Source organism: Azospirillum oryzae, assembly GCF_008364795.1.
GTDB classification, from domain to species: Bacteria; Pseudomonadota; Alphaproteobacteria; order Azospirillales; family Azospirillaceae; genus Azospirillum; species Azospirillum oryzae.
The window spans coordinates 114,414-138,876 of the sequence record NZ_VTTM01000007.1 but is presented as its reverse complement, the minus strand read 5'-3'; the positions used below and the strand labels follow the sequence as shown (position 1 = coordinate 138,876).

At 66.0% G+C, this 24,463-nt stretch carries 21 protein-coding genes; 13 read left to right on the top strand and 8 right to left on the bottom strand.

The window, feature by feature from the left end; translation table 11 throughout:
• Positions 1 to 834, bottom strand: a complete 834-nt coding sequence (locus tag FZ938_RS19530; protein WP_149200122.1) for an IclR family transcriptional regulator — start codon at positions 832 to 834, stop codon at positions 1 to 3.
• 294 nt (positions 835 to 1,128) lie between these two features.
• Here FZ938_RS19530 and FZ938_RS19525 point away from each other — a divergent pair, with 294 nt between their 5' ends.
• From FZ938_RS19525 to FZ938_RS19495, 7 genes are all read left to right on the top strand, one after another.
• Positions 1,129 to 1,818, top strand: a complete 690-nt coding sequence (locus FZ938_RS19525; protein WP_108547871.1) for a GntR family transcriptional regulator — start codon at positions 1,129 to 1,131, stop codon at positions 1,816 to 1,818.
• A gap of 42 nt (positions 1,819 to 1,860) precedes the next feature.
• Entirely contained in the window at positions 1,861 to 3,624 is a 1,764-nt protein-coding gene (gene oxc / locus FZ938_RS19520; protein WP_211101121.1) for an oxalyl-CoA decarboxylase, read from the top strand.
• 45 nt (positions 3,625 to 3,669) lie between these two features.
• The gene (frc, locus tag FZ938_RS19515; RefSeq protein ID WP_149200121.1) at positions 3,670 to 4,944 is read left to right on the top strand and encodes a formyl-CoA transferase; all 1,275 of its coding nucleotides are present in this window, start codon (positions 3,670 to 3,672) and stop codon (positions 4,942 to 4,944) included.
• A 245-nt stretch (positions 4,945 to 5,189) separates the two neighbouring features.
• On the top strand, positions 5,190 to 6,389 hold the full coding sequence (sucC, locus tag FZ938_RS19510) for an ADP-forming succinate--CoA ligase subunit beta (RefSeq protein ID WP_149200120.1): 1,200 nt from the start codon (positions 5,190 to 5,192) through the stop codon (positions 6,387 to 6,389).
• 1 nt (position 6,390) lies between these two features.
• A complete protein-coding gene (gene sucD, locus FZ938_RS19505; RefSeq protein ID WP_149200119.1) occupies positions 6,391 to 7,266 on the top strand; it encodes a succinate--CoA ligase subunit alpha in 876 nt (291 codons plus the stop codon).
• A gap of 122 nt (positions 7,267 to 7,388) precedes the next feature.
• The gene (locus FZ938_RS19500) at positions 7,389 to 8,336 is read left to right on the top strand and encodes an IclR family transcriptional regulator (protein WP_149200118.1); all 948 of its coding nucleotides are present in this window, start codon (positions 7,389 to 7,391) and stop codon (positions 8,334 to 8,336) included.
• Between the two features lie 421 nt (positions 8,337 to 8,757).
• Complete coding sequence (locus tag FZ938_RS19495) at positions 8,758 to 9,756, top strand: NAD(P)H-quinone oxidoreductase (protein ID WP_149200117.1); 999 nt, start codon at positions 8,758 to 8,760, stop codon at positions 9,754 to 9,756.
• 29 nt (positions 9,757 to 9,785) lie between these two features.
• On the opposite strand, the gene FZ938_RS19490 is transcribed toward FZ938_RS19495, so the two are convergent.
• The 3 genes from FZ938_RS19490 to FZ938_RS19480 all read right to left on the bottom strand — a co-directional run bounded on the left by FZ938_RS19490 (position 9,786) and on the right by FZ938_RS19480 (position 12,926).
• Positions 9,786 to 11,255, bottom strand: coding sequence for a hypothetical protein (locus tag FZ938_RS19490; protein WP_149200116.1), 1,470 nt, complete (start codon positions 11,253 to 11,255; stop codon positions 9,786 to 9,788).
• 12 nt (positions 11,256 to 11,267) lie between these two features.
• Positions 11,268 to 11,981: a BON domain-containing protein gene (locus FZ938_RS19485; RefSeq protein ID WP_246458033.1), complete on the bottom strand. Its 714-nt coding sequence runs from the start codon at positions 11,979 to 11,981 to the stop codon at positions 11,268 to 11,270.
• Positions 11,982 to 12,089: 108 nt separating this feature from the next.
• Entirely contained in the window at positions 12,090 to 12,926 is an 837-nt protein-coding gene (locus FZ938_RS19480) for an N-acetylmuramoyl-L-alanine amidase family protein (protein WP_149200115.1), read from the bottom strand.
• Between the two features lie 269 nt (positions 12,927 to 13,195).
• On the opposite strand from FZ938_RS19480, the gene FZ938_RS30655 reads away from it, so the two are divergent.
• Positions 13,196 to 13,363 (top strand): hypothetical protein, encoded by a 168-nt coding sequence (locus FZ938_RS30655; RefSeq protein ID WP_167393191.1) that lies wholly within the window; start codon positions 13,196 to 13,198, stop codon positions 13,361 to 13,363.
• Positions 13,364 to 13,628: 265 nt separating this feature from the next.
• On the opposite strand, the gene FZ938_RS19470 is transcribed toward FZ938_RS30655, so the two are convergent.
• Positions 13,629 to 14,015, bottom strand: coding sequence for a hypothetical protein (locus FZ938_RS19470; RefSeq protein WP_109074646.1), 387 nt, complete (start codon positions 14,013 to 14,015; stop codon positions 13,629 to 13,631).
• 222 nt (positions 14,016 to 14,237) lie between these two features.
• On the opposite strand from FZ938_RS19470, the gene purU reads away from it, so the two are divergent.
• A complete protein-coding gene (purU, locus tag FZ938_RS19465; protein ID WP_149200113.1) occupies positions 14,238 to 15,104 on the top strand; it encodes a formyltetrahydrofolate deformylase in 867 nt (288 codons plus the stop codon).
• 24 nt (positions 15,105 to 15,128) lie between these two features.
• On the opposite strand, the gene FZ938_RS19460 is transcribed toward purU, so the two are convergent.
• On the bottom strand, positions 15,129 to 15,932 hold the full coding sequence (locus FZ938_RS19460; protein WP_149200112.1) for a response regulator: 804 nt from the start codon (positions 15,930 to 15,932) through the stop codon (positions 15,129 to 15,131).
• A gap of 886 nt (positions 15,933 to 16,818) precedes the next feature.
• Between FZ938_RS19460 and FZ938_RS19455 the strand changes: the two genes are divergently transcribed.
• Together FZ938_RS19455 and FZ938_RS19450 are read left to right on the top strand one after the other, a co-directional pair.
• Positions 16,819 to 17,322, top strand: a complete 504-nt coding sequence (locus tag FZ938_RS19455) for a hypothetical protein (RefSeq protein ID WP_149200111.1) — start codon at positions 16,819 to 16,821, stop codon at positions 17,320 to 17,322.
• A gap of 355 nt (positions 17,323 to 17,677) precedes the next feature.
• Positions 17,678 to 19,312, top strand: a complete 1,635-nt coding sequence (locus FZ938_RS19450; RefSeq protein WP_149200110.1) for an AMP-binding protein — start codon at positions 17,678 to 17,680, stop codon at positions 19,310 to 19,312.
• A gap of 9 nt (positions 19,313 to 19,321) precedes the next feature.
• On the opposite strand, the gene FZ938_RS19445 is transcribed toward FZ938_RS19450, so the two are convergent.
• Together FZ938_RS19445 and FZ938_RS19440 are read right to left on the bottom strand one after the other, a co-directional pair.
• On the bottom strand, positions 19,322 to 20,185 hold the full coding sequence (locus FZ938_RS19445) for a ChbG/HpnK family deacetylase (RefSeq protein ID WP_149200109.1): 864 nt from the start codon (positions 20,183 to 20,185) through the stop codon (positions 19,322 to 19,324).
• A gap of 82 nt (positions 20,186 to 20,267) precedes the next feature.
• Entirely contained in the window at positions 20,268 to 21,230 is a 963-nt protein-coding gene (locus FZ938_RS19440) for a DMT family transporter (protein WP_149200108.1), read from the bottom strand.
• A 401-nt stretch (positions 21,231 to 21,631) separates the two neighbouring features.
• Between FZ938_RS19440 and FZ938_RS19435 the strand changes: the two genes are divergently transcribed.
• Together FZ938_RS19435 and FZ938_RS19430 are read left to right on the top strand one after the other, a co-directional pair.
• Positions 21,632 to 23,230 carry an ABC transporter substrate-binding protein gene (locus FZ938_RS19435; RefSeq protein ID WP_149200107.1) on the top strand — a complete coding sequence of 533 codons (1,599 nt, stop codon included), beginning with the start codon at positions 21,632 to 21,634 and terminating at the stop codon, positions 23,228 to 23,230.
• Between the two features lie 221 nt (positions 23,231 to 23,451).
• Positions 23,452 to 24,462: an ABC transporter permease subunit gene (locus FZ938_RS19430; RefSeq protein ID WP_109074654.1), complete on the top strand. Its 1,011-nt coding sequence runs from the start codon at positions 23,452 to 23,454 to the stop codon at positions 24,460 to 24,462.
• Position 24,463 lies beyond the last annotated feature (1 nt).

Here is a 24,463-nt window from a genome sequence, read left to right as displayed (position 1 = left end):
TCACACCCCCCGTGAGCGCACCAGCAGCACCCGCGCCTCTTCCGCCGCGCGGGTCAGGTGGGGCAGGAACTGCACCTCCATCTCCGGGCAGGTGACGCGGGCGGCCTGGGCGCTGATGTTCATCGCCGCGACCACACCGCCGGTGGCGGTGCGGATCGGCACGGCGATGGAGCGCAGCCCCAACTCCAGCTCCTGGTCCACCAGTGAGAAGCCGCGGTCGCGCACCCGCTCCAATTCGCGCTTCAGGGCGTCGGCTGCGGTTATGGTCCGCTCCGTGTAGGGCTTCAGCGGGACCCGCGCCAGATAGGCGTCCAGTTCCGACTCCGGCAGCGCCGCCAGCAGGACGCGGCCCATCGAGGTGCAATAGGCGGGAAGGCGGCTGCCGACATTCAGCCCGACCGACATGATCCGCTTGGTCGCCGCCCGGGCGATATAGACCACGTCGTCCTCGTCCAGCACGGCGGCGGAGCAGGATTCCTGCACCGCCCCGCTGACCTGTTCGATCAGCGGGTCGAGGATCGTCGCCAGCGGGGCCGACGACAGGAAGGAATAGCCCAGCGCCAGGATCTTCGGCCGCAGATGGAAGGTTCGGCCGTCCGATCCGGCATAACCCAGCTGCATCAGCGTCAACAGGCAGCGCCGCGCCGCCGCCCGCGGCAGCCCGGTGATCTTGGCGATGTCGGCGATGGTCAGGTTCGGCTCCCGCTCCGTAAAGGCGCGAATCACCGACAGCCCACGGGCCAGAGAGGTCATGAAGTTCGGGTCGGACGCTTCCTCCGCCGCGCCGGACGACGGCTCGTCCGCGGCCTTGGCCAGATGCTGAGTGTCGGCCATGCGATGGCTCCTTCCCCGAAGAGCGGTCCTGGGACCGCCAAATTAGGGCGATTACCGCGCAATAGCCAGAAAAATCGAACAAAACTGCCCGAAACTCAGTCTGCGGCAGAAATAGTTCGAGGTGCCCGCAATTGATGTTGCGGGTGTCTGGCATCTGGTATACCGTATCGATAATTCAAAACGACGCGCGCTCACAACGACGCACCAGAGGGCGATCATCCGAACGCTCGCACAGGAACGCTCACGACAACAAGCGGCGCCGATGGCGTCGGCGCGCAAAGGGTCGGAAACGTGATGAACCGAGAACGATTCAGTGTCGAACCCCTCGAACAGGGGATGAGCTTCAAGGCGAAGGCCTACCAGTCGCTGCGACAGGCCATCACGCAGATGAACATCTACGGCCAGAGCAGCGAGATCAGGTTGGACGAACGCCGGCTGTGCGAAGCGTTGGGTGTCAGCCGCACCCCGGTGCGTGAGGCTATGGCGCTGCTGGAACAGGAGGGGTTCATCCGCTCCCAACCGCGGCGCGGGATCTTCGTGGTGCGCAAGACGAAGGCCGAACTGGTGGAGATGATCACGGTGTGTGCCGCCCTGGAAGGCATGGCGGCACGCCTGTTCGTCGAAAACGCCACCACGGAGAAGCTGGAACTCCTGCACGCCGCGTTCGACAAATACACGAAAGCCGAGTTGGCGGAACATGTCGCGGAGTATTCCGACGCCAACATCGTCTTCCATCAAAGCATCGTCCAGGCTTCGGGCTCCACCCTGATCTCGGACCTGACCGACCGCTTCTTCATCCATATGCGTGCGATCCGCCGCGCGACGATGGGCCTCGGCGACCGTGCCGACCAGTCCATCCACGAGCATCGGGACATCATCGAGGCGCTTGCCGCCCGCGATGCCGATCTCGCGGAGCGCCGCGTCCGGGAACACACGCTCGGTCTCGCACAGTACGTGGAACGGCATTGCGCCTTCCTCGACTAACCGATCTTGAACCTTTTGGAGCCTCGGGGAGGAGTCACCCATATGTCTACTGCGGCTGCAACGATCACTAAGAACCAGGCCACGGAAGCATCTGTTGTCGAAGACGCGCCGGCGCTGACCGACGGCTTCCAGCTCGTCATCGACGCGCTCAAGCTCAACGACATCAACAACCTGTATGTCGTCCCCGGTATTCCGATCTCCGACCTGCTGCGCATGGCGCAGGCCGAGGGCATGCGCGTCGTTTCGTTCCGCCATGAACAGAATGCCGGCAACGCCGCCGCCATCGCCGGTTTCATGACCAAGAAGCCGGGCGTCTGCATGACGGTTTCGGCGCCGGGCTTCCTGAACGGCCTGACCGCGCTGGCGAACGCCACGACCAACTGCTTCCCGATGATCCTCATCAGCGGCTCGTCGGAACGCGAAATCGTCGACCTGCAGCAGGGCGACTATGAGGAGATGGACCAGCTCGCCATCGCCAAGCCGCTGTGCAAGGCCGCCTTCCGCATCCTGCACGCCCAGGACATCGGCATCGGCGTGGCGCGTGCCATCCGCGCCGCCGTGTCGGGCCGTCCGGGCGGCGTCTATCTCGACCTGCCGGCCAAGCTGTTCTCGCAGGTGATGGACGCCGCGGAAGGTGCGAAGTCGCTGGTCAAGGTGGTCGATCCGACCCCGGCGCAGTATCCGTCGGCCGACGCGGTCAACCGCGCGCTCGACCTGCTGAAGGGCGCCAAGCGCCCGCTGGTCATCTTCGGCAAGGGTGCGGCCTATGCGCAGGCCGACGAGACGATCCGTTCCTTCGTCGAGAAGAGCGGCATTCCCTTCCTGCAGATGAGCATGGCCAAGGGCCTGCTGCCCGACACCCATCCGCAGTCGGCCGGTGCCGCCCGCTCGCTGGTGCTGCAGGAAGCCGACGTGGTCATGCTGGTCGGCGCGCGGTTGAACTGGCTGCTGTCGCACGGCAAGGGCAAGACCTGGGGCAAGCCCGGTTCGAAGAAGTTCATCCAGGTCGACATCGAGCCGCGGGAGATGGACAGCAACGTCGAAATCCATGCTCCGCTGGTCGGCGACATCGCGTCGGTCATGGAAGTGCTGCTGAAGGGCATCGAGGGCGGCCTCACCCCGCCGACCGAGTGGATGGCCACCGTCGCGGCCAAGCGTGAGCAGAACGTCGCCAAGATGGCGCCGAAGCTGATGAGCAACGCGTCGCCGATGAACTTCCACGGTGCACTGGGCGCTCTGCGCCGCGTCATCAAGGAGCGGCCGGACGCCATGCTGGTCAACGAGGGCGCCAACACCCTCGACCTCGCCCGCGGCATCATCGACATGTACGAGCCGCGCAAGCGTCTGGACGTTGGCACCTGGGGCGTCATGGGCGTCGGCATGGGCTATGCCGTCGCCGCGGCGGTGGAGAGCGGCAAGCCGGTTCTGGCGGTGGAAGGCGACAGCGCCTTCGGCTTCTCCGGCATGGAGGTGGAGACGATCTGCCGCTACAACCTGCCGGTCTGCATCGTCATCTTCAACAACAACGGCATCTATCGCGGGACCGATATCAACCCGACCGGTGGGGCCGACCCGTCGCCGATGGTCTTCGTCCCCGGTTCCCGTTACGACAAGATGATGGAAGCCTTCGGCGGCGTCGGCGTCCATGTCACCAACCCGGACGAGCTGTACCGCGCGGTCAACGAGGCGATGGACAGCGGCCGTCCGACCCTGATCAACGCCGTCATCGATCCGGCGGCGGGCACCGAAAGCGGCAACATCGGCAGCCTGAACCCGACCAGTTCGGTCCGCAAAATGCCGTCTTAAAAGAAACGCCGACCACACGACACTAAAAAGCAGGGGGAGAGATACATGGGCAAGGCACTTCAGGGCGTGCGGATTCTCGACTTCACGCATGTGCAGTCGGGGCCGACCTGCACCCAGTTGCTCGCCTGGTTCGGCGCCGACGTCATCAAGGTCGAACGGCCGGGCGAGGGTGACATCACCCGCAGCCAGCTGCGCGACCTGCCGGACGCCGACAGCCTGTATTTCACCATGCTGAACCACAACAAGCGGTCCATCACCCTCGACACCAAGACGCCCAAGGGCAAGGAGGTGCTGGAGGCGCTGATCAAGACCTGCGACGTGATGGTCGAAAACTTCGCCCCCGGCGTGCTCGATCGCATGGGGTTCACCTGGGAACGCATTCAGGAACTGAACCCCGCGATGATCGTCGCGTCGGTCAAGGGCTTCGGCCCCGGGCCGTTCGAGAACTGCAAGGTGTACGAGAACGTCGCCCAGTGTGCGGGCGGCGCCGCCTCGACCACCGGCTTCGACGACGGCCCGCCCATGGTCACCGGCGCCCAGATCGGCGACAGCGGAACCGGCCTGCATCTGGCGCTTGGCATCGTCACCGCGCTCTACCAGCGCAAGGAAACCGGTCGGGGCCAGAAGGTCCTGGCCGCCATGCAGGACGCCGTGCTTAACCTGTGCCGCGTCAAGCTGCGCGACCAGCAGCGTCTGGCCCACGGGCCGATGAAGGAATATCCGCAATACCCGAACGGCGAGTTCGGCGACACGGTGCCGCGCGCCGGCAACGCGTCGGGCGGCGGCCAGCCGGGCTGGATCCTGAAGTGCAAGGGCTGGGAGACCGATCCCAACGCCTACATCTACTTCATCGCCCAGGCCCCGGTGTGGAAGTCGATCTGCAAGGTCATCGGCAAGGAGGAGTGGATCACCGATCCCGACTACGCCACCCCGGTGGCCCGCCTGCCGCGCCTGATGCAGATCTTCGGCACGGTGGAGGAATGGACCAAGACCCTGACCAAGTTCGAGGTCATGGACATCCTCAACAAATACGACATCCCCTGCGGCCCGATCCTGTCGATGAAGGAGATCGCCGAGGACAAGTCGCTCTACGAGACCGGCACGCTGGTCGAGGTGGAGCATCCGACCCGCGGCAGCTACCTGACGGTCGGCAACCCGATCAAGCTGTCCGACAGTCCGACGGAGGTCACCCGCTCGCCGCTGCTGGGCGAGCACACCGACGAAATCCTGCGCGACGTCCTGGGTTTCGGTGAGCGTGAGATCGTAGAAATCCGCGACAGCGGCGCCATCGGTGCCGTGGAGCGGTTAGCGGCGGAGTAAGGTCCACTCCACGCAAACTTAGTCCCTCCCCCGCCCAGCGGGGGAGGTTAGGTGGGGGTCTAACGCCACCACCAATAGTGTCTTCAAATACTCCACCGCGCCTCCCTCTCCCCCGACCGTCCCCTTCCCGGTCGCCTGAGAGCCGAAGCCGGCAGTTTTTAAAATCCGCCGCCCGTCTGCCGAAGAATTCCCGGCTCCCCGCGGTCTCCAAAAGACAATTCCCGACTGGGACAGAGACGAAAACCATGAACATTCACGAATATCAGGCCAAGGATCTGCTGCGGGGGTACGGCGTCGCCGTTCCGCGCGGCGGCGTGGCCTTCACCCCGGAAGAGGCTGCATCGGTCGCCCGTGAACTCGGCGGTCCGGTCTGGGTGGTGAAGTCGCAGATTCACGCCGGCGGCCGTGGGGCCGGCCGGTTCCAGGACAACCCGAACGGCAAGGGCGGCGTCCGCGTCGTCAAGTCGGTCGAGGAGGTCGCCTCCAACGCCGCCGAGATGCTGAACCACGTGCTGGTGACCAAGCAGACCGGCCCGGCGGGCAGGCAAGTCAAGCGCCTCTATGTCGAGGAAGGCGCCGACATCAAGCGCGAGCTGTATCTCGGCCTGCTGATCGACCGTGCCACCGGCCGCGTCACCATCATCGCCTCGACCGAAGGCGGTATGGAGATCGAAGAGGTCGCCCACAACACGCCGGAGAAAATCGTCAAGGTCGCCGTCGACCCGGCCACCGGCATCCAGGGCTACCACACCCGCAAGGTCGCCTTCGCGCTGGGCCTGGAAGGCAAGCAGGTCGGTGCCGCCGCCAAGTTCATCCAGGCCGCCTACAAGGCGTTCGTGGATCTGGACTGCGCCATCGTCGAGATCAACCCGCTGATCGTCACCGGCGCCGGCGACATCCTGGCGCTCGACGCCAAGATGAGCTTCGACGACAACGCGCTGTTCCGCCACAAGGACGTCGCCGCACTGCGCGACGAGGCGGAAGAGGATCCGGCGGAGATCGAAGCCGCCAAGCATGAGCTGAACTACGTCAAGCTCGACGGCAACATCGGCTGCATGGTGAACGGCGCCGGCTTGGCGATGGCCACCATGGACATCATCAAGCTGTATGGCGCCGAGCCGGCCAACTTCCTCGACGTCGGCGGCGGCGCCACGAAGGAGCGCGTCACCGCGGCCTTCAAGCTGATCCTGTCCGACAGCGCGGTCGAAGGCATCCTGGTCAACATCTTCGGCGGCATCATGCGCTGCGACGTGATCGCCGAGGGCGTGGTCGCCGCGGCGCGCGACGTGCAACTGCATGTCCCGCTGGTGGTGCGCCTGGAAGGCACCAACGTCGATCTGGGCAAGAAGATCCTGGCCGAATCCGGCTTGCCGATCCTGTCCGCCGACAATCTGGACGATGCAGCCAAGAAGATCGTCGCCGCCGTCAAGAAGGAGGCCGCGTAACATGGCTGTTCTCGTCGATAAGAACACGAAGGTGATCTGCCAGGGCTTCACCGGAGCCCAGGGCACCTTCCACTCCGAACAGGCCATCGCCTACGGCACCAGGATGGTCGGCGGCGTCACGCCCGGTAAGGGCGGGGCCAAGCACCTCGATCTGCCGATCTTCGACACCGTCTCCGAGGCGGTCGAGAAGACCGGCGCCAACGCCTCGGTGATCTACGTGCCGCCGCCCTTCGCGGCCGACGCGATCCTGGAAGCCATCGACGCCGAGATCCCGCTGGTGGTCTGCATCACCGAAGGCATCCCGGTGCTGGACATGGTCCGCGTCAAGCGCGCCCTGGACGGCTCCAAGACCCGCCTGATCGGCCCGAACTGCCCCGGCATCATTACGCCGGACGAGTGCAAGATCGGCATCATGCCGGGCCACATCCACAAGCGTGGCAAGATCGGCATCGTGTCGCGCTCCGGCACGCTGACCTATGAGGCCGTCGCGCAGACCACGGCGGCCGGCCTCGGCCAGACCACCTGCATCGGCATCGGCGGCGACCCGGTCAACGGCACCAACTTCGTCGACAGCCTGGAGCTGTTCGTGAAGGACCCGGAGACCGAGGGCATCATCATGATCGGCGAGATCGGCGGCGACGCCGAAGTCCGCGGCGCCGAGTTCATCAAGGTATCGGGCACGAAGAAGCCGGTCGTCGGCTTCATCGCCGGCCGCACCGCTCCTCCGGGCCGCCGCATGGGCCATGCCGGCGCGGTGATCTCCGGCGGCAACGACACCGCCGACTTCAAGATCGACTTCATGAAGTCGGTCGGCATCGCCGTCGCCGACAGCCCCGCCAGCCTGGGCTCCACCATGCAGGCCATTTTCAAAGGTTGACCGATACCCGCGGGACCGCCGTCCGCGACGGTCCCGCGGTTTCAGCGAAGCTTCTGTCACTCACGCCATCAGCCGCAACAGACAGGCGCAGCCAAAGCGCCGGACCCCGAGGGAGATGGGACATGAAAGCGCAAGCCCGCACGAGCAGCATGACCTCCAACAGCATGACGGCCGGCACCATGGCACGCCGCATCATTCACGACGACCCCAGCGAGGGCGCCGCCGCGATCATCAAGACCGCGATCATCGAGACGCCGCGGGTGAAGAACGACAACGGCAAGGACGCCAAGGCCGATCGGGGCCAAGTGGTCCAGTCGCTGTGCCGCGCGCTGAACATCCTGACGATCCTCGGCTCCAATGACGGGCCGATGACCCTGACCGAACTGTCGGAGGCTGCGAACCTGTCGCCCTCCACCACCCATCGCCTGCTGACGACCCTGCAGTACGAGCGCTACGTCCGCTTCGACCAGAGCGCGCGCGGCTGGGTGGTCGGTGTGCAGGCCTACATGACCGGCGCCAATTTCCTGAAGACCCGCAATCTGGTCGACGTCGCCCGTCCGCGCATGCGCCGCCTGATGGAGGAGAGCAGCGAGATCGTGAACCTCGCCGTCGAGGAGAATGGCGAGGCGCTCTATCTGGCCCGCGTCGGCGGCCCCCGCGCCGCCCAGGTCGCGGTTCCGCAGACCGACCGCACGCTGCTGCACTGCTCCGCCGTCGGCAAGGCGCTGCTGGCCGGCATGCCGGAAACCAAGGTCCAGACCATCGTCACCCAGCGCGGCATGCGCCAGTTCACCCGCAGCACCCTGTCGTCGCTGCCGGCGCTCTACCGCGACCTGACGCTGGTCCGCACCCGCGGCTATGCCCTGGACCAGGAGGAGCGGGTGTCCGGCCTGCGCTGTGTCGCCGCCCCGATCTTCGACGAGAATTCCCGTGTGATGGGTGCCCTGTCGCTGTCCGGCTCCAGCCGGCGCATCGAGGACGCGCGGCTGCGCGCCCTGGGCGAGATGGTCAAGCGCGCCGCCGCCGCGGTGACGCAGGAACTGGGCGGCCGCGTGCCGGTTCCCAACTGACCCGTCCATCCAACGGACAAGCAGACGCCCAGGCAAAGAAACGCCAAGAGCTGACGGCAGGTGGTGCACGTTGGCATTCCTCCCTGGCGCACTCAGGGCCGCGTTCCTCACGGGACGCGGCCTTTTTTCTTAAGAAAAGAGCCATTTCCACGGAATGGAAAAGCGGCTTTTTTCTCGGGTAAATCGGATCGATCGGTGCGATTGTCTGTCTCGGGAAAGGCGTTCCTTTCTCATCGGGCGGATGTGTTGTTTTGCATGTTCGCGCTTCTCTCGGAGACTGGCCGTGCTGTGTGCAGCACGGCCATTTTTTTGACTTTTCCGCAGGGCGAAATCGGATCCATCGCTGCGTGGACGGGCGGTCCGCCACGGCGACACAGTGCCCCCAAACCCGTTACGACGACAGGGCAGGGGAACGATCCGAATGACAGACTCCAGAAGCATGACGGCCATCGAGGTGAGCCAGCCCGGCAAGCCGGAGGTGCTTGTCCCGGCGCGCCGCCCGGTCCCGGACCCGGCGCCGGGCGAGATCCGCATCGCCGTCCAGGCGGCCGGCGTCAACCGGCCAGACGTGCTGCAGCGGCTGGGCAAGTACAATCCACCGCCGGGCATCACCGACATCCCCGGCCTGGAGGTGGCGGGCACCGTCGACGCGCTGGGCGAGGGGGTGGAGGGTTGGCAGGTCGGCGATCCGGTCTGCGCCCTGCTGGCCGGCGGCGGCTATGCCGAGTTCTGCGTGGTGCCGGCGGCCCAATGCCTGCCGACTCCCGCCGGCCTGTCGATGGCCGAGGCGGCGGCCCTGCCGGAGACCTTCTTCACTGTCTGGTCGAACGTGTTCGAACGCGGCGCCCTTCAGCCCGGCGAGGCGTTGCTGGTCCATGGCGGCACGTCCGGCATCGGCACCACGGCGATCCAGCTGGGTGCGGCCTTCGGCGCCCGCGTCTTCGCCACCGCCCGCGGGCCTGAGAAATGCGATGCCTGCGTCCGGTTGGGCGCCGAACGCGCCATCGACTATGCCGAGGAGGATTTCGTCGCCGTGGTCAAGGAGGCGACCGGCGGCGCCGGCGTCAATGTGGTGCTGGACATCGTCGGCGGCGATTACGTCGCCCGCAGCATCGACGCGCTGGCGGTCGAGGGTCGCTATGTCTGCATCGGCTTCGTCCGCGGGGCGACGGCCAACGTGAACTTCTTCCCCGTCATGACCAAGCGGCTGGTGCTGACCGGCTCCACCCTGCGGGCGCGCCCGATTGCCTACAAGCAGGCGGTGGCCGACCAGTTGAAGGCCCACGTCTGGCCGCTGATCGAGCAGGGCAAGGTCAAGCCCGTTGTCCACGAGGTCTTTCCGCTCGCCAACGCCGCCGACGCCCACCGGCTGATGGAGAGCAACCAGCATGTCGGCAAGCTGGTGCTGGCGGTGGGGTGAGGGAGCTTCCTCACCCTCGATCCAGCCCCCTAATCCAACATCGGCAGGCCGGTCTCGATCCTGACCAGTGCGGCCAGCAGCGGGGCGCCGATGTCGCGGCGGACGAAGTTGCTGGCCTTTTCCGCCGCGTTGATCGCCTGCTGGAAGGTGCGGCGCCAGCGGTCGTCGTTGTAGAAGGCCTTTTCCGCCTTGGCCCGCTGCGCCAGCAGGCCGGGGCGGCGGCCGGCGGCATCGTCCGCCAGCTTGGTCAGGCGGTTCATCAGGTCGTTGGCGACGGCCGGCTCGCCGCGCTTCATCGCCCCTTCGATCAGCTCGGCATAGGCCTCGCCACGGGTGTCGATGTCGGTGACCTGTTCCGCATAGGCGACGGCCATCGCCGTCTCGCCGCGCTTGGCCAGCCGCCCGAGCACCGCCGGGATCGTCCAGGGGTTCTCGTCCTGCACGGTGCTGAGCAGGCCCAGCGCCAGCTTCGGCTCGCCGATGTCGGCCGCCGCCACCGCCAGCTCCGGCGGGCAGCAGTCGCCGCGGGTTTCCTTGAATTTGGAGAACTGCGTCTCGACCGTGTTCAGGAACAGGGTGCGGGCCTGCGCCTCCTTGCCCGCGCGCAGCAGCGTCTGGGCGACCAGCCCCAGCTCCCACGAGCAATTGTGGCTGGAGGCATAGCCCTTGGCCTCGTCGGCCAGCGCGTTGGTCAATGCCGCGTCGCCGCGCCAGGACGCCGCCTTGGCGATGTCGGCGAGGTTGTAGATCCGGGTCGAGCAGTCGTTGATCTGCCGCGTGATGTCGAGCGCCAGCGACGTCTGCCCCATCAGCGACAGGGCGCGGGCGACGAACAGATCCTGGCCGGAGCTGTCGGCGACGCCGCCGCGGCGCACCGCGCTGACGAAGGGCGCCATGATCTCCTTGGCCCGGCCGGTGTCGCCCAACTGCTGGTAGGCGACCGCCAGCGACAGCCAGTCCCAGCGCGCGGCGGTAATCGGCGTCTCCACCGGCGGCAGCATCTCGCCGATGCGGTGGAGGAAGCACAGGCTGTTCAGCGCGTCGTTGCAGACCAGCGCCCGGATGCGCGAGCGGAATTCGTAGAAATCGAAGTCGCCGACGAACTGGTTGGTGACGAGCTGCACCGCCAGCGGACTGTCGGGGTATTTCGTCACGATCTCGTTGAACAGCTTGTCGGCCTCCTTCAGAAGGCGCGACTCCTCGGCGACGTCATAGGTGTTGTCGGCCTGCCGGATCAACTGCAGCGCCTGGACGAACAGGCGGTTGGCCGGACCCGGCGTGCCGGCGGCGGGGGAGTCCGCCCCGCCGCCATCCTGATCCTGGGCCATCACATCTTGCGCCACCACGTCCGGGGCCCCCGGATTGCCCTGCGTCGCCCCCTGCGCCGCCGCATCCTGCGCCAGAACGGGACCGGCCGCGACCGCCGCCGGCAGGATCAGGGCTGCGGCGACGGCGGCGGTGCGGAGAACGGCGAGGACGCGGGATAGGGCGGAGGCCATGGCGGTCGGGTTTCAACCCTGGAGGTTTGAGAGCAGACGGACGTAGCTGACGACACGCTGAACATTGGGCACCGAACGGGCGTGCTGGAGCACGTTGTTCAGCTCTTCCTGTGAACTGGCGACACCCATCAGATAGACAACACCATCGACGGTATCGATGCTGTAATTTTGGCTATGAATATTCGCATCGAACGTGATCCGGCTGCGAATCTGGGTTGAAATCCAGGTGTCGCGCGCGGTGTCCACGATGCTGGACCCGTTGTCGATCTGGATTTCGTTGATGACTTCCTTGACGCCGTCGGCCTGCCAAGCGAGACGCACCGCGTCGAGGCGCATCTGCGCGTCGGCGGCGCGGCCGGTCAGCAGCACGCGGCCCTGGTCGACGGTCAGGCCGATCCGGTTGGTCAGGTCGATCGAATGCTGCAGCCACAGCGAATTGATGCGGGCGCGGATTTCGGTGTCGCTGACGAAGCCGCTGAAGCCGCGCTCCTGCGAGGCCACGACGGCGGCGCCGCCCGCGGTGCCCAGCACCAGCGGCCCGCAACCGGACAGCGACGTCCCTGCGACGCAGGCAAGCGCGAACATCGTCCAAAGGCGGCTCAAACCCGTCACAGCGTGCCTCCCTTCGCCTGCGTGTCGAGCGCCGGGAAAATGCGGCGCGCGGCCGGAAAAAGTCACGGCGGAACGGTCTTTGCAATGGGGAAATTCAGGGCTTTCACCAGTCATCGTCACTTTGTCCCGAGGTGATGCACGGATGTTGCAGTCGCTGCGATTGCGAAGGAGCGGCTGCGGCGGAAGTTTCGCCGCACAGCTTCATGCAGTCTCGGGGCAAAATCAGGCGAAAGCTGGGCTGGAGAGCACGCGTGCGATCTCGCGGGCCAGGACGCGCGAAACGACCCGCCGCGCCGTGGCGTCGCGCAGGATTTCCTCGTCCCTCGGGTTGGACAGGAAGCCGGTCTCAACCAGCACCGACGGCACGTCCGGCGCCTTCAGCACCGCGAAATTGGCCGAGCGCATCGGGTTTTCCAGCAGGTGCAGTTCCTTGCCTGCGCCTTCCACCAGAAGCTGGCGGGCGGCCAGCGAGGCATGGCGGGTGTGGCGCGCCGTCAGGTCCAGCAGTATGTCCTTGACGATCCGGCCGCCGCCGAGCGATCCCGGCTTTCCGAACCGGTCTGCCTGATTTTCCTGTTGGGCGAGGCGCGAGGCGAAGGAGTCCGACGCTTTTTCCGACAGGATGTAGGCCGACAGTCCGCGGGCATCGGCATTGGGGGCGCTGTCGGCGTGGATCGACACGAACAGGTCGGCCCCGGCCTCGCGCGTCAGCGCCACCCGCTCATCCAGCGCCAGGAAGCGGTCGTCGCGCCGCGTCAGCTTTACCGCGACGTTGGTCCGGTCGGCCAGGATGCGTGCGACCTCGTGGGCGATGTCGAGCGTCACCTCCTTCTCGAAGGTTCCGCGGGTGCCGATCGCGCCGGGATCGTTGCCGCCATGGCCGGGATCGAGCATGACCAGCCGGGGCCGCGACGGTCCGCCGCCGGCCGGTTTGCGGCCGGGTCGCGGCTCCGCAGCCAGGGCCGAGCCCGGCGGCTGGGCCAGGGCAAGTGCCGCCGTGCCGAAAGCGGTTAACCAAAGTTTGCTCAGCCCGAGCCCAAGCAGCTGTCGTCGATCCATCGCCAGAAATACCATGCTGCAAAGGTGGGGAGACCGCAGCGTCAGGTCGCCCGACCCGCTGCGTCACCCGTTGGTCTAGCCCGATTCATTAACCAATGCGGCTGCAAAAAAGTATTGTCAAGACCGGGCAGGTTACCGTTTCTGAATATTTGTGAGCCTCCGGTCATATGGGCACACTTGAAAGGCTGAGAATTCGACAGAGGTGATTGGTTGCTTGATGACCGATTGAAAAAGCGCTAAAATTTTAGCGATCAGCTCGGGAGGTGTCGATGTTGAGGAAAGCCCTGTTCAACATCATCCGGCAAGAGCAACGCGATATCGAGGACAAGCTCGAACGCGAGGAACAGCAGCCCAGTCCTGACGTCCGCCGGATCGTCGGCCTGCGGCAAGAGGCGACCAGCCTGCGTCGTGAGTTGGAACATTTCCACGACGTCTAAGTCCTGGTGACGGTCATCATCCGGCCACCGGGCGTCGCCATGGAAGGTTGCCACTGAATATGTGACCGATCGGTCGCGCCCCTTCTCCGCAGGATCGCGGAGGAGGGGATTTTTGTTTCTGCCTCCCGGCGGGGGCCGCTCTCGGCCGTCATCCCCGCGCAGGCGGGGAACCAGGAAACCTTTCTGGGAAACTGCTGAAATGGCTGGATTCCCGCCTGCGCGGGAATGACGGCCGAAGGAGCTTTCCTTAAAAAATGCCCGCGCCTCACCCCAGCTTGGCGTATCCGCGCTCGATCACCCGTTCGGCGGCTTCATAGACGGCCAGCATCTCCTCGTAGGCCGCGCGCAGGCGGGCGAGGTCGGTGACGGTGGAGGAATCGGGATGCCGGGATTCGGACATCTTCAGGCCGGCGCGGATATAGTCGGCGCGCAGTTCCGCCACCCGCACCGCCATGCGCAGGAAGCTGTCGCGGTCCAGGTTCGGCAGTTCGCGCCCGATGACCTCGCAGTTGGCCTCCAGGATCGCCGCATCCATGTTTTCCAGGAAATGGCGGATGCGCTGGCTGCGGCTGCTGTCGGCGGCATCCGCCGTCATCAGCTTGTCGACCTTGCCCTTGGTGTATTCACCGATGATCTTGCCGCCGGTTGCCATGGGTAACCCCGCCTTCCCGATGCCGGCCAGTCCGGCCGCCGCCGATTGTCGCACCGCCGGCGCATCTGCGCCAGAGCGGCGTGGGGAGGGCGGGTTCGGGGGCAATCCTGCGTGACGGTGCAGCCATGTGCGCATCCGCTCATGAAGCGGGTGCAACATCGCGGCGTTCGTGCTAGGGAAGCTTCCCCCCTTATTCTTGCTGTACGCCATGGTGGACGCGCGATGTCTGAGACCGGCTCCGACTATATCCTCACCGTTTCCTGCCCCGACACCGTCGGCATCGTCTTCGCGGTGTCCGGCTTCCTGGCGGAGCGGAGCTGTAACATCATCGACAGCGCGCAGTTCGGCGACCGCATTTCCGGCCTGTTCTTCATGCGAGTCAGCTTCAACGGCAACCCGGCCGGGCCGACGAAGGAGCAGCTGGAGGCCGAGTTCGCCGCTCAGGTGGCGGAACGCTTCGGCATGACCTGGCAGATCCACGATGCTCGCCGCCGGCCGCGCGTGCTGATCATGGTGTCGAAGTTCGGCCACTGCCTGAACGACCTGCTGTACCGCTACCGCACCGGCTACCTGCCGATCGAAATCCCGGCCATCGTCTCCAACCACCGCGACTTCTACCAGCTGGCGGCGTGGCACAACATCCCGTTCCACCATCTGCCGGTCGGCCCCGACAACAAGGCGCATCAGGAAGCCCGCCTTCTGGAGATCGTGGACGAGGAGAAGGTCGACCTCGTCGTGCTCGCCCGCTACATGCAGGTGCTGTCGGGGGCCTTGTGCGAGCGGATGGCCGGTCGGGTCATCAACATCCACCACAGCTTCCTGCCCAGCTTCAAGGGGGCCAAGCCCTACCATCAGGCCCATGCGAGAGGCGTGAAGCTGATCGGCGCCACCGCGCACTATGTCACCTCCAACCTCGACGAAGGCCCGATCATCGAGCAGGAGGCCGAGCGCGTCGACCATACGATGACGCCCGACGACCTGGTGGCCATCGGGCGTGACATCGAGAACATCGTGCTGGCCCGCGCCGTCCGCTATCACGTGGAGCACCGCGTGCTGCTGAACGGCAACAAGACGGTGGTCTTCCGCTGAAGCCGGATCAGGCGGTGCCGCCCCTCAGTGGGGCTGCGCCGTCTCGTGGGCGTCTTCCGGCTGGGGCATGAACACCGCGCGGGTGATCGCCTGTTCGATCTGGTCGCGGGTGAAGGGTTTCGGGATGACCGGACCCAGATGCTCCAGTCCGTGCTTGGCCAGATCGTCCGGGAAGGCGGTGACGAAGATCACCGGCAGGAACCGGCGGGCCCGCAACGCGCGCGCCACCTCCAGCCCGTTGTCGCCGTCGGCGAGCCGGATGTCCATCAGGGCCAGCGTCGGCCGGTGTTCCGCCGCCAGCGACAGCGCCTCGTCCATCGTCGCCGCGTTGCCGCAGACGATGTGGCCCATGCCGCGCACCGTTTCCGCCAGATCGAAGGCGATGATGGCATCATCCTCGACGATCAGGATGGTGGCGGTCAGCCGGGCGCGGACACGCTCGCGGGCGTGGTTCAGCCGCTCCATCGCGTCTTCCGGGGCGATGCCCAGGACGGCCGCAGCCTCGCTGACCGGCAGATCCTCCAGATTGACCAGAAGGTAGAGCCGACGGTCGGTCTCCTCCAGCGTCATCAGCGCCGATTCGACCGGATGGTACGGCGCCACCGCCGGGGGCGAGCCTTCTTCGTCCTGCAACTCGTTCAGATGGCGATAGAGCGTGCCGCGCGACAGGTCGCCGCCCCGGCCGGTTTCAGCCTCGTCCGCCTCCAGATACCATTCCAGGGTGCGGGTCACCAAGGCGTCCCCCCGCCCGTTCGTCCCGGTCAGCGCGCGGGCATAGCGGCGCAGGTAGGGCAAATGCTGCATGAAGTGACCGGTGTACTGCTCCATCTCTCTCCCCGTGCCTTTCTGCGGCGCGTGTTCCTGGCATCCACCCGACATGCCGCCCCGGATACCCGATGCGGCCGGTGCAACCCGATCCTTCCGGGCTTGGGTGTTCGGCGACGAATCCCGGCGACGAATTCCGGCAGTCGGTTCCCGTCGGAGATCGCGACGCCATCGACGCTGCTTCCACAGCAGACTGACGCATTGCGACCCGTAACGGTCAAATTCATATGGCGCAGTCCACGGCCTAACGGGAGTGAACCCGAAAGATTTATTCGAGATACCCGCAACGGATTACTCAGTATGCATGGTATGCAACAGGGCATGACAGGGCCCGGCCGGCCCTGCCGGCGGTCTATGACCACCGCCGCATAGGGGGTTGCGGAGGGGAGGATTTAACCGTTCCGAAAGACTTACCGGCCTACTCTGACTTTGCCCTCCGGCATCTGCTGTGCAGCTGCCGTGTGAGGGCGAGGCGAGTGTTCCCGATCCTCGAACGCGCCGGCCACCCCCAGGCCGGCGCGTTTTTCTTTCCGCACACTTTGACTTTCCGGTAGCGCGTTCCGGCAATTGGAAAAAACCAAGCACGGCGCCCGGGAACCAACCGGCAGGAGCCGTGTTGGAACCGCCAATGGTGTGATTCCTCCCTGAACCGCCAGTCCTTTCGCCGCCGGGCGCCGCCGCGACATCATGCGGACGGGCGCCGGCGGCGAATTTTTATCTGGATGGATAACGGCCCTGTCACCGCTTTCATTTCGTCAATTGGTGACTTTCACCACCCGACGCTTGCAACCCGTTTAATCCAACGTTAAGGACATCGGCACACGGTTGGGGTTGGGCGTCATCGGGTCCGGGTTTGTGCATGGAAGACCAAGAGTTGGATCGGTCCCTGATGGATGGCATTCCGCCGGATGAACTGGCCGACTTCGTCCGGTGGCGGCAACGCGTGCGCGGCACGAACATTTCCGAAAAGACGCTGCTGGCGACCGACTATCTCAATCACTTCAACGAAATCGTGATGCTGATCGAGATGATCCCGGACATGCCGGACATGCTGGAGGAATGCCGCATCTGGCAGCCCAAGAGCTATGCCGAGCATTTCCGCGACAGCGGCTTTTCCGACAAGGAACTGGCGATCGAGGCCTACGGCCATGTGCCGTCAAAGTTCCTCCGCCCCTTCGAGGACACCATCGCACAGGCCCATCAGGTGATCGCCCACACGCTGGAGCGGATCGGCACCGACATCGACAGCGGCGATCCCGACAAGCTGCGGATGGACTGCCAGGCCTCCGTCGCGATGATCCACCGCATCATCCAGATCGCCAACGGCATCATCCACGGCACCGCCCATGTGATGGAGCAGGGCGAGATCGACATCTATCTGCAGAACGGCTGAAAATTGGTACGCCGACCCGTACTTTCGGCCCGAATCATGCGTCTTACCAACGAAAAACAGGCGTTTTCAGTCACTTGTCCCGGCACGAATGGCGATTGATGGTGCACCCACCATTCGTTCGTTGCATGGCTCACTTGCGCCCCCTGGCACTATAGTCGGAGCATAAAAGATAAGACGGAGGCGTGTTCATGCGTCCTCTGCGGGGGGAGATGGAGCATTGCCCATGAAGGGATGCGCATTCGCGCCGGCCGATGGTATGGCCGTGTCTGAACCGCGCGTGTGGCGGCCGGTTCCGCCCACCGATCACGCCGGCCCCATCCTCCCCGTCACCCAATGGGGGGAGGCAGCACCGCGCATGACGCCATCCGGACATCTGGACAGCTTCACCCGTGACCGGCTGCCGGCGCCGGCGCAACGCCCCGACCTGATTCTCGAACGCCCCGAACTCCAATACCCGAAGCGCCTGAACGCCGCCTCCGTCCTGATCGACGGCTGGCGCGAGCGCGGCTGGGACGGGCGTCCCTGCCTGATCGGCGGCGATGGCGAGGTGTGGAGCTATGGCCGGATGCGCGACACCGTCGACCGCATCGCCCGTGTCCTGACCGAGGATTACGGGCTGGTCACCGGCAACCGCGTCCTGCTGCGCGGTCCCAACACGCCGATGCTGGCCGCCTGCTGGCTGGCGGTCATCAAGGCCGGCGGCGTTCTGGTGCCGACGATGCCGCTGCTGCGCGCGCCGGAGCTGGCCGACGTGCTGAAGCGCGCCTCCATCGACATGGCGCTGTGCGACACCCATTTCCTCGACGATCTGGAAGAGGCGGCGCTGCCGTCGCTGCGCATCATCGGCTTCCGCGACGGCGAGCTGGAACACCGCATCGCCACCAAGCCGGCCGGGTTCGAGGCCGCCGACACGGCGCAGGACGACGTGGCGCTGATCGCCTTCACCTCCGGCACCACCGGAACGCCGAAGGCGGCCGCTCATTTCCACCGCCATCTGCTGGCGATTTCCGACCTGTCGCCGCGCTCCGTGCTGGGGACGACGGCCGAGGACGTGTTCTGCGGCTCGCCGACGCTGGCCTTCGCCTATGGGCTGGGCGGGCTGCTGCTGTTCCCGCTGCGCATCGGCGCGTCGGTCATCCTGCTGGAGCGCGGAACCGCCGACCGGCTGCTGGAGGCCGCCACCCGCCATCGGGCGACGGTGATGTTCACCGTGCCCACCGTCTATCGCGGCATGATCGGCCGCATGGCCGCCGACCCCGGGCTGGCGAAGGGGCTGTCCTCCCTGCGCCTTTGCGTCTCCGCCGGGGAGCCGCTGCCGCAGCAGACCTTCGAGGGCTGGCACGACGCCACCGGGCTGCAGATCCTCGACAGCCTGGGCACCACCGAGCTGCTGAACGCCGTGCTGCACGCCGTCCCCGGCGACGTCCGGCCGGGGTCCACCGGCAAGCCGGTGCCGGGCTACGAGGCGATGGTGGTCGACGACCAGTTCCGCCGGCTGCCCCCCGGTCAGGTCGGGCGGCTGGCGGTGCGCGGCGCGACCGGCTGCCTCTATCTCGACGATCCGCGCCAGGAAAGCTATGTCCATCAGGGCTGGAACCTGACCGGCGACGCCTTCCACGTCGATGAGGACGGCTTCTTCTGGTATCACGCCCGCACCGACGACCTGATCGTCTCGGCCGGCTACAAGATCTCCGGCCTGGAGGTCGAGAACATCCTGCTGAGCCACGAGGCGGTGCAGGAATGCGCGGTGATCGCCGCCCCCGATCCCGTGCGCGGCACCATCCCCAAGGCCTTCGTCGTGCTGCGCGACGACATCCGCCCCGACGAGCGGCTGGCGGAGGAACTGCAGAGCTTCGTCAAGGAGCACATCGCGCCCTACAAATATCCACGCGCGGTGGAATTCCTCGACGCGCTGCCGCGGACGGAGACCGGCAAGGTCCAGCGCTTCAAGCTGCGCCGCCGGGCCTGGCAGCCGGACGACGAGGATTAGGGCGACCCTTTACCGGGGAAAGCCGGCGAAGCGGGTCAGGCGGATGTTGCGCGCCTGCAGCAGGGCGGCGAACGCCGGGCCGCGCAGATAGTCGTATTCGGCGCGCCGCGGCTCGACCAGCGTGTCGACGCGGCGCAGTTCCTCGTCGGGCAGGCCGGGGTGGACCATCACCAGGGTCCGGCCGCCGATGCCATCCAGGAAGCGCGGCATCAGCCCGGCGAAGGGCCGGTTGCCGGCGAAGTCGTAGACTCCGGCGAAACGGTCGTTGGCGGGAATGCCGCGCGTCCGCACCATGCGCCTCAGCCCGCCCCCCAGCCCGCCGATCAGCAGCGTCTTCGGCACCGCCACGCCCCGGCGCAGCACCGCAGCCACCGGCTCCCCGCACAGGCGGACGTAGGCGCCGGGCAGGGTGGCCAGCGCCTCCACCACCGCATCGCGCACGCCTGGCAACTGGTGGATGTGCTGGTGGCCGTCGATATAGTCGGGCGGCGCTCCCCAGGCGTCGGTGAAGGCGGCGATCTGGCGTGACAGTTCGTCACGGATTTCCGCCCGCGCCGCCACCGTGTTCAGTTTCCCGCGATAGGCCCAGCCCATCAGCCGCCCCAGCGGCGGCAGCCGCCCGTCCGGCGCCAGCGTCGGCATGGCCCCCAGCGGCGGCTGGTCGGTCAGGGTGAAATGCAGCCCGACATCGGCCTTGTCCTTCAGCTCGCGCAATGCCGTGGCCCCCTCTCGCCAATGCTGGCAGAGGCTCATGACGGAGGTCGCGGTCAGCCGCCCCTGGGCGATGAGGTCGCGGATGGCGGCGTTGACGCCGGGGGCCAGACCATAATCGTCGGCGCAGAGCAGGAGCGGGGTGGGCGCGGTATCGGGCATGACCGGACGGAGGCAGGATGCGGAGTTCCGGCCAAGATGGGCGGGCGACCCCGATCAGGCAATACCGATCAAGCGATACCCATCAAGCCGCTTCGGTCGCCGGCTCCGCCGCCGGTTTGCGCGCTTGCAGGGTGGCCAGCATCACGCCGGGCAGGACCAGCGCCACCCCCATCAGGTGAAAGCCCTGCAGCGGTTCGGCCAGCAGAACCCAGGAGGCCAACGCCGCCCACAGAGGCGAGACGTACAGCGCGGTGGAGGCGCGCGCGGCGCCCATCATCGCGATGGTCTTCTGATAGGCCAGCAGCGCCAGGACCGACGCGAACAGCGCCACCGCGACGATCGACAGGATGGTGGAGACGGAGAAGGGCACCGGCCGCACCGCCACCGTCTCCCACGCATAGAAGGGAGCCAGCACCAGCACCCCGGCGAAGGCGTTGGCGGCGAAGGCGGTGACCACCGGCAGGGGTGTGCCCGATTGCCGCAGCAGGATGGTGTAGACCGACCAGGACACCGCCCCGGTCAACACCAGCAGGTCGCCGGAATTGAAGGACAGGTGGCGCAAGGCGTCGAGATCGCCGCGGGTCAGGATCACCAGCACGCCGGCCATCGCCAGCAGGATGCCCAGCACCTGCCGCGGCCGGATCGCATCGCCCAGCCAGACGGCGGCCAGCGCCAGGATCATCGCCGGGCTGGTGGCATAGATCAGGCTGGCGTTGGTGGCGCTGGTCCGCTCCAGCCCGTAATAGACGATGGCGCCCGAGATCCCCTGGCCCAGCACGCCCAGCAGCAGGTAGCGCCGCCACTGCCGCTTCAATTGAACCCGGTGGGTCAGCAGCCCCGGCAGGGCGAAGGGCAGCACGATCAGGAAGGCGATCAGCCAGCGCCAGAAGGCCAGCCCGATCGGCGGCACCACATGCGCCACCGCCCGCCCGACCACCGGGTTTGAGGCCAGCAGGGCGGAGCCGACGATGTAGAGGCCGTAGGCGGCCACCGGGCCGGCCAGCGGGCCGGTTCGCAGGAAGGACGGCAGGAGCGGAAGCGACATCGCCGGACCGGTATCCGAAAAAAGGTTCCATGACAGGTGCAACCGAGCCTAGCATGAGGCGAGATGGCACCCTTCACGACGGCTGTGCATGGCTGCCGTCCGACTCCCGGCGGCTGCGGGCATTGCCGGAATGGTCCACCCGGATAGCCTGATTCGCAGGGGAAGGAAGCTATCGATTCGGTCAACCGGATGGTTGGCTTTGCAACTGTTTCGTTTTCAGGGGCGAAAATGTGTCCATACGGACGTATTGGTGCCCAAAAATATGCTCTGCGCCGCGGTATAGCCACGTATGCATGTTGGCGTTGACAGGCGCCTTTGCCACGCGCCAAATGGCGACGCTATTTCCAAAAGCGTTCTGGCAAATTTCCGTACGCTCCAACCGGAATCGGGAGGCAAGACGAATGAAGCGCATCCTGCTGGGTGCCGGGCTTGGTATGGCCGCGGCGCTGGCGCTGTCGGCGCCGGCCCAGGCGGCGAAGACCCTTGTTTATTGTTCCGAGGGTAGCCCCGAAAACTTCAACCCCATGTTGAACACGACCGGCACCAGTTTCGACGTTGCTCTCCCGGTCTACAACAACCTCGTCCAGTTCGAGCATGGCGGTACCAAGGTCGTTCCCGGCCTGGCGGAATCCTGGACCATCTCCGACGACGGGCTGGTCTACACCTTCAAGCTGCGGGCCGGTGCCAAGTGGCACAGCGTCGGCGATTTCAAGCCGACCCGCGACGCCAACGCCGACGACGTGATCTTCTCGTTCGAACGCCAGTGGAAGCCGGATCATCCCTTCCACAAGATTTCCGGCGGCGCCTACGACTACTTCAACGACATGGCGATGCCGAAGTTGTTGAAGTCGATCGAGAAGGTTGACGACCTGACGGTCAAGTTCACGCTGAACGCGGTCGAGGCGCCGTTCCTGGCCAACCTCGCCATGCCGTTCGCGCCGATCATGTCGGCCGAGTACGCCGCGATGCTGCTGAAGAAGGGCACGCCGGAGAAGCTGGACCAGGTCCCGGTCGGCACCGGTCCCTTCCAGTTCGTCGCCTACCAGAAGGACGCCGTCATCCGTTACAAGGCGTTCGAGCAGTATTGGGGCGGCAAGCAGCCGCTCGACAACCTCGTCTTCGCGATCACGCCCGACGCGGCGGTCCGGCTGGCCAAGCTGAAGGCCGGCGAATGCCAGGTGATGCCGTACCCGAACCCGGCCGACATCGACAGCATGAAGAAGGACAGCTCGATCGTCGTCCAGGAGCAGGAAGGCCTGAACGTCGGTTACGTTTCCTTCAATGTGACGAAGAAGCCGTTTGACGACGTGCGCGTCCGCCGCGCCGTCAGCATGGCGATGGACAAGAAGGCGATGGTCGCCGCGGTCTATCAGGCCGCCGGCGTCCCGGCCAAGAACCCGATTCCGCCGACCATGTGGTCGTACAACGACTCGATCGAGGACTATCCGTACGACGTCGAGCGGGCGAAGAAGCTGCTGGCCGATGCCGGCTATCCCAACGGCTTCGAGACCGACCTGTGGGCGATGCCGGTGCAGCGCCCGTACAACCCCAACGCCAAGCGCATCGCCGAGATGATGCAGGCCGATCTGGCCAAGGTCGGCGTCAAGGCGAAGATCGTGCAGTACGAGTGGGGTGAGTACCGCAAGCGGATGCAGCAGGGCGAGCACCAGATGGGCATGCTCGGCTGGACCGGCGACAACGGTGATCCGGACAACTTCCTCTACACCCTGTTGGGCTGCGAGGCGGCCCGTCCGGGCGGCAACAACCTGTCGAAGTGGTGCAACAAGGAGTTCGACGACCTCGTCGTCCAGGCCAAGCGCACCAACGACATCGCCGCCCGCACCAAGCTGTACGAGCAGGCGCAGGTCATCTTCAAGGAAGAGGCCCCCTGGTACACCATCGCCCATTCGGTGGTTTACATGGGCCTCGCCAAGAACGTCGTCGGCTACAAGATGGATCCGTTCGGCATCCATCGCTTCGAAGGCGTCGATCTGAAGTGATGCGTGGCGCACCCCTGCAAAAAGGGGGTGCGGCGATGGCTGTTTTAGGTTGGAGGCGTGGGTTTCCGCGCCTCCAACCCTTTGAACAGAGTGGCATTCCCAACCCTGCGCAAGTGGGGGAGGGCCGGAGTGGGGGCAGGTGCCCCTGATGGAACGGGGCGTTGCCAAGTCAGCGCTCCGTTCCAGTTTTCACCGTAGTTTTAAAAAACGAGTACCCGTCGATGCTTCGCTTCATCCTGACGCGGGTGAGCTTGGTGATTCCGACCTTTCTCGGCATCACCTTTCTGACCTTCATCCTGATCCGGCTGGTTCCCGGCGACCCCATCGAGGTGCGAGTCGGCGAACGGGGTATCGCACCCGAGCGGCTGGCCGCCTTCCGTCATGAACTGGGTCTCGACCAGCCGCTCTGGCAACAGTTCCTCGACTATGTCGGCCACGTGCTGTCGGGTGATTTCGGCCTGTCGCTGGTCACCCACAATTCGGTGCTGAGCGAGTTCCTGACGCTGTTTCCGGCGACGCTCGAACTGGCGCTGTGCGCCATGCTGTTCGCGACGCTGATCGGGCTGCCCGCCGGCATCCTGGCGGCGGTGAAGCGCGGATCTCTGTTCGACCATGGCGTGATGGGCGCCAGCCTGACCGGCTATTCGATGCCGATCTTCTGGTGGGGCCTGCTGCTGATCCTGTTCTTCTCGGTCGCGCTGGGCTGGACCCCGGTGTCGGGCCGCCTGGATCTGGTCTATTACGTGGAGCCGGCGACCGGCTTCATGCTGATCGACACGCTGATGGCCGGCGATTACGACGCGTTCCGGTCCGCGCTGTCCCACCTGATCCTGCCGACCATCGTGCTGGGCACCGTGCCGCTGGCGGTGGTGGCGCGCATGACGCGGTCGGCCATGCTGGAGGTGCTGGGCGAGGATTACATCCGCACCGCCCGCGCCAAGGGGCTGGCCGACGGCCGGGTCATCGGCATGCATGCGCTGCGCAACGCGCTGATCCCGGTGGTGACCGTCATCGGTCTTCAGGTCGGCACGCTGCTGGGCGGCGCCATCCTGACCGAGACCATCTTCTCCTGGCCGGGCGTCGGCAAATGGCTGATCGAATCGATCAACCGCCGCGACTATCCGGCCCTGCAGGGCGGTGTCCTGCTGATCGCCACCTCGGTAATCCTGGTCAACCTGCTGGTGGACGTGCTTTACGGCGTCCTCAACCCCCGCATCCGTCACGCGCGGTGAG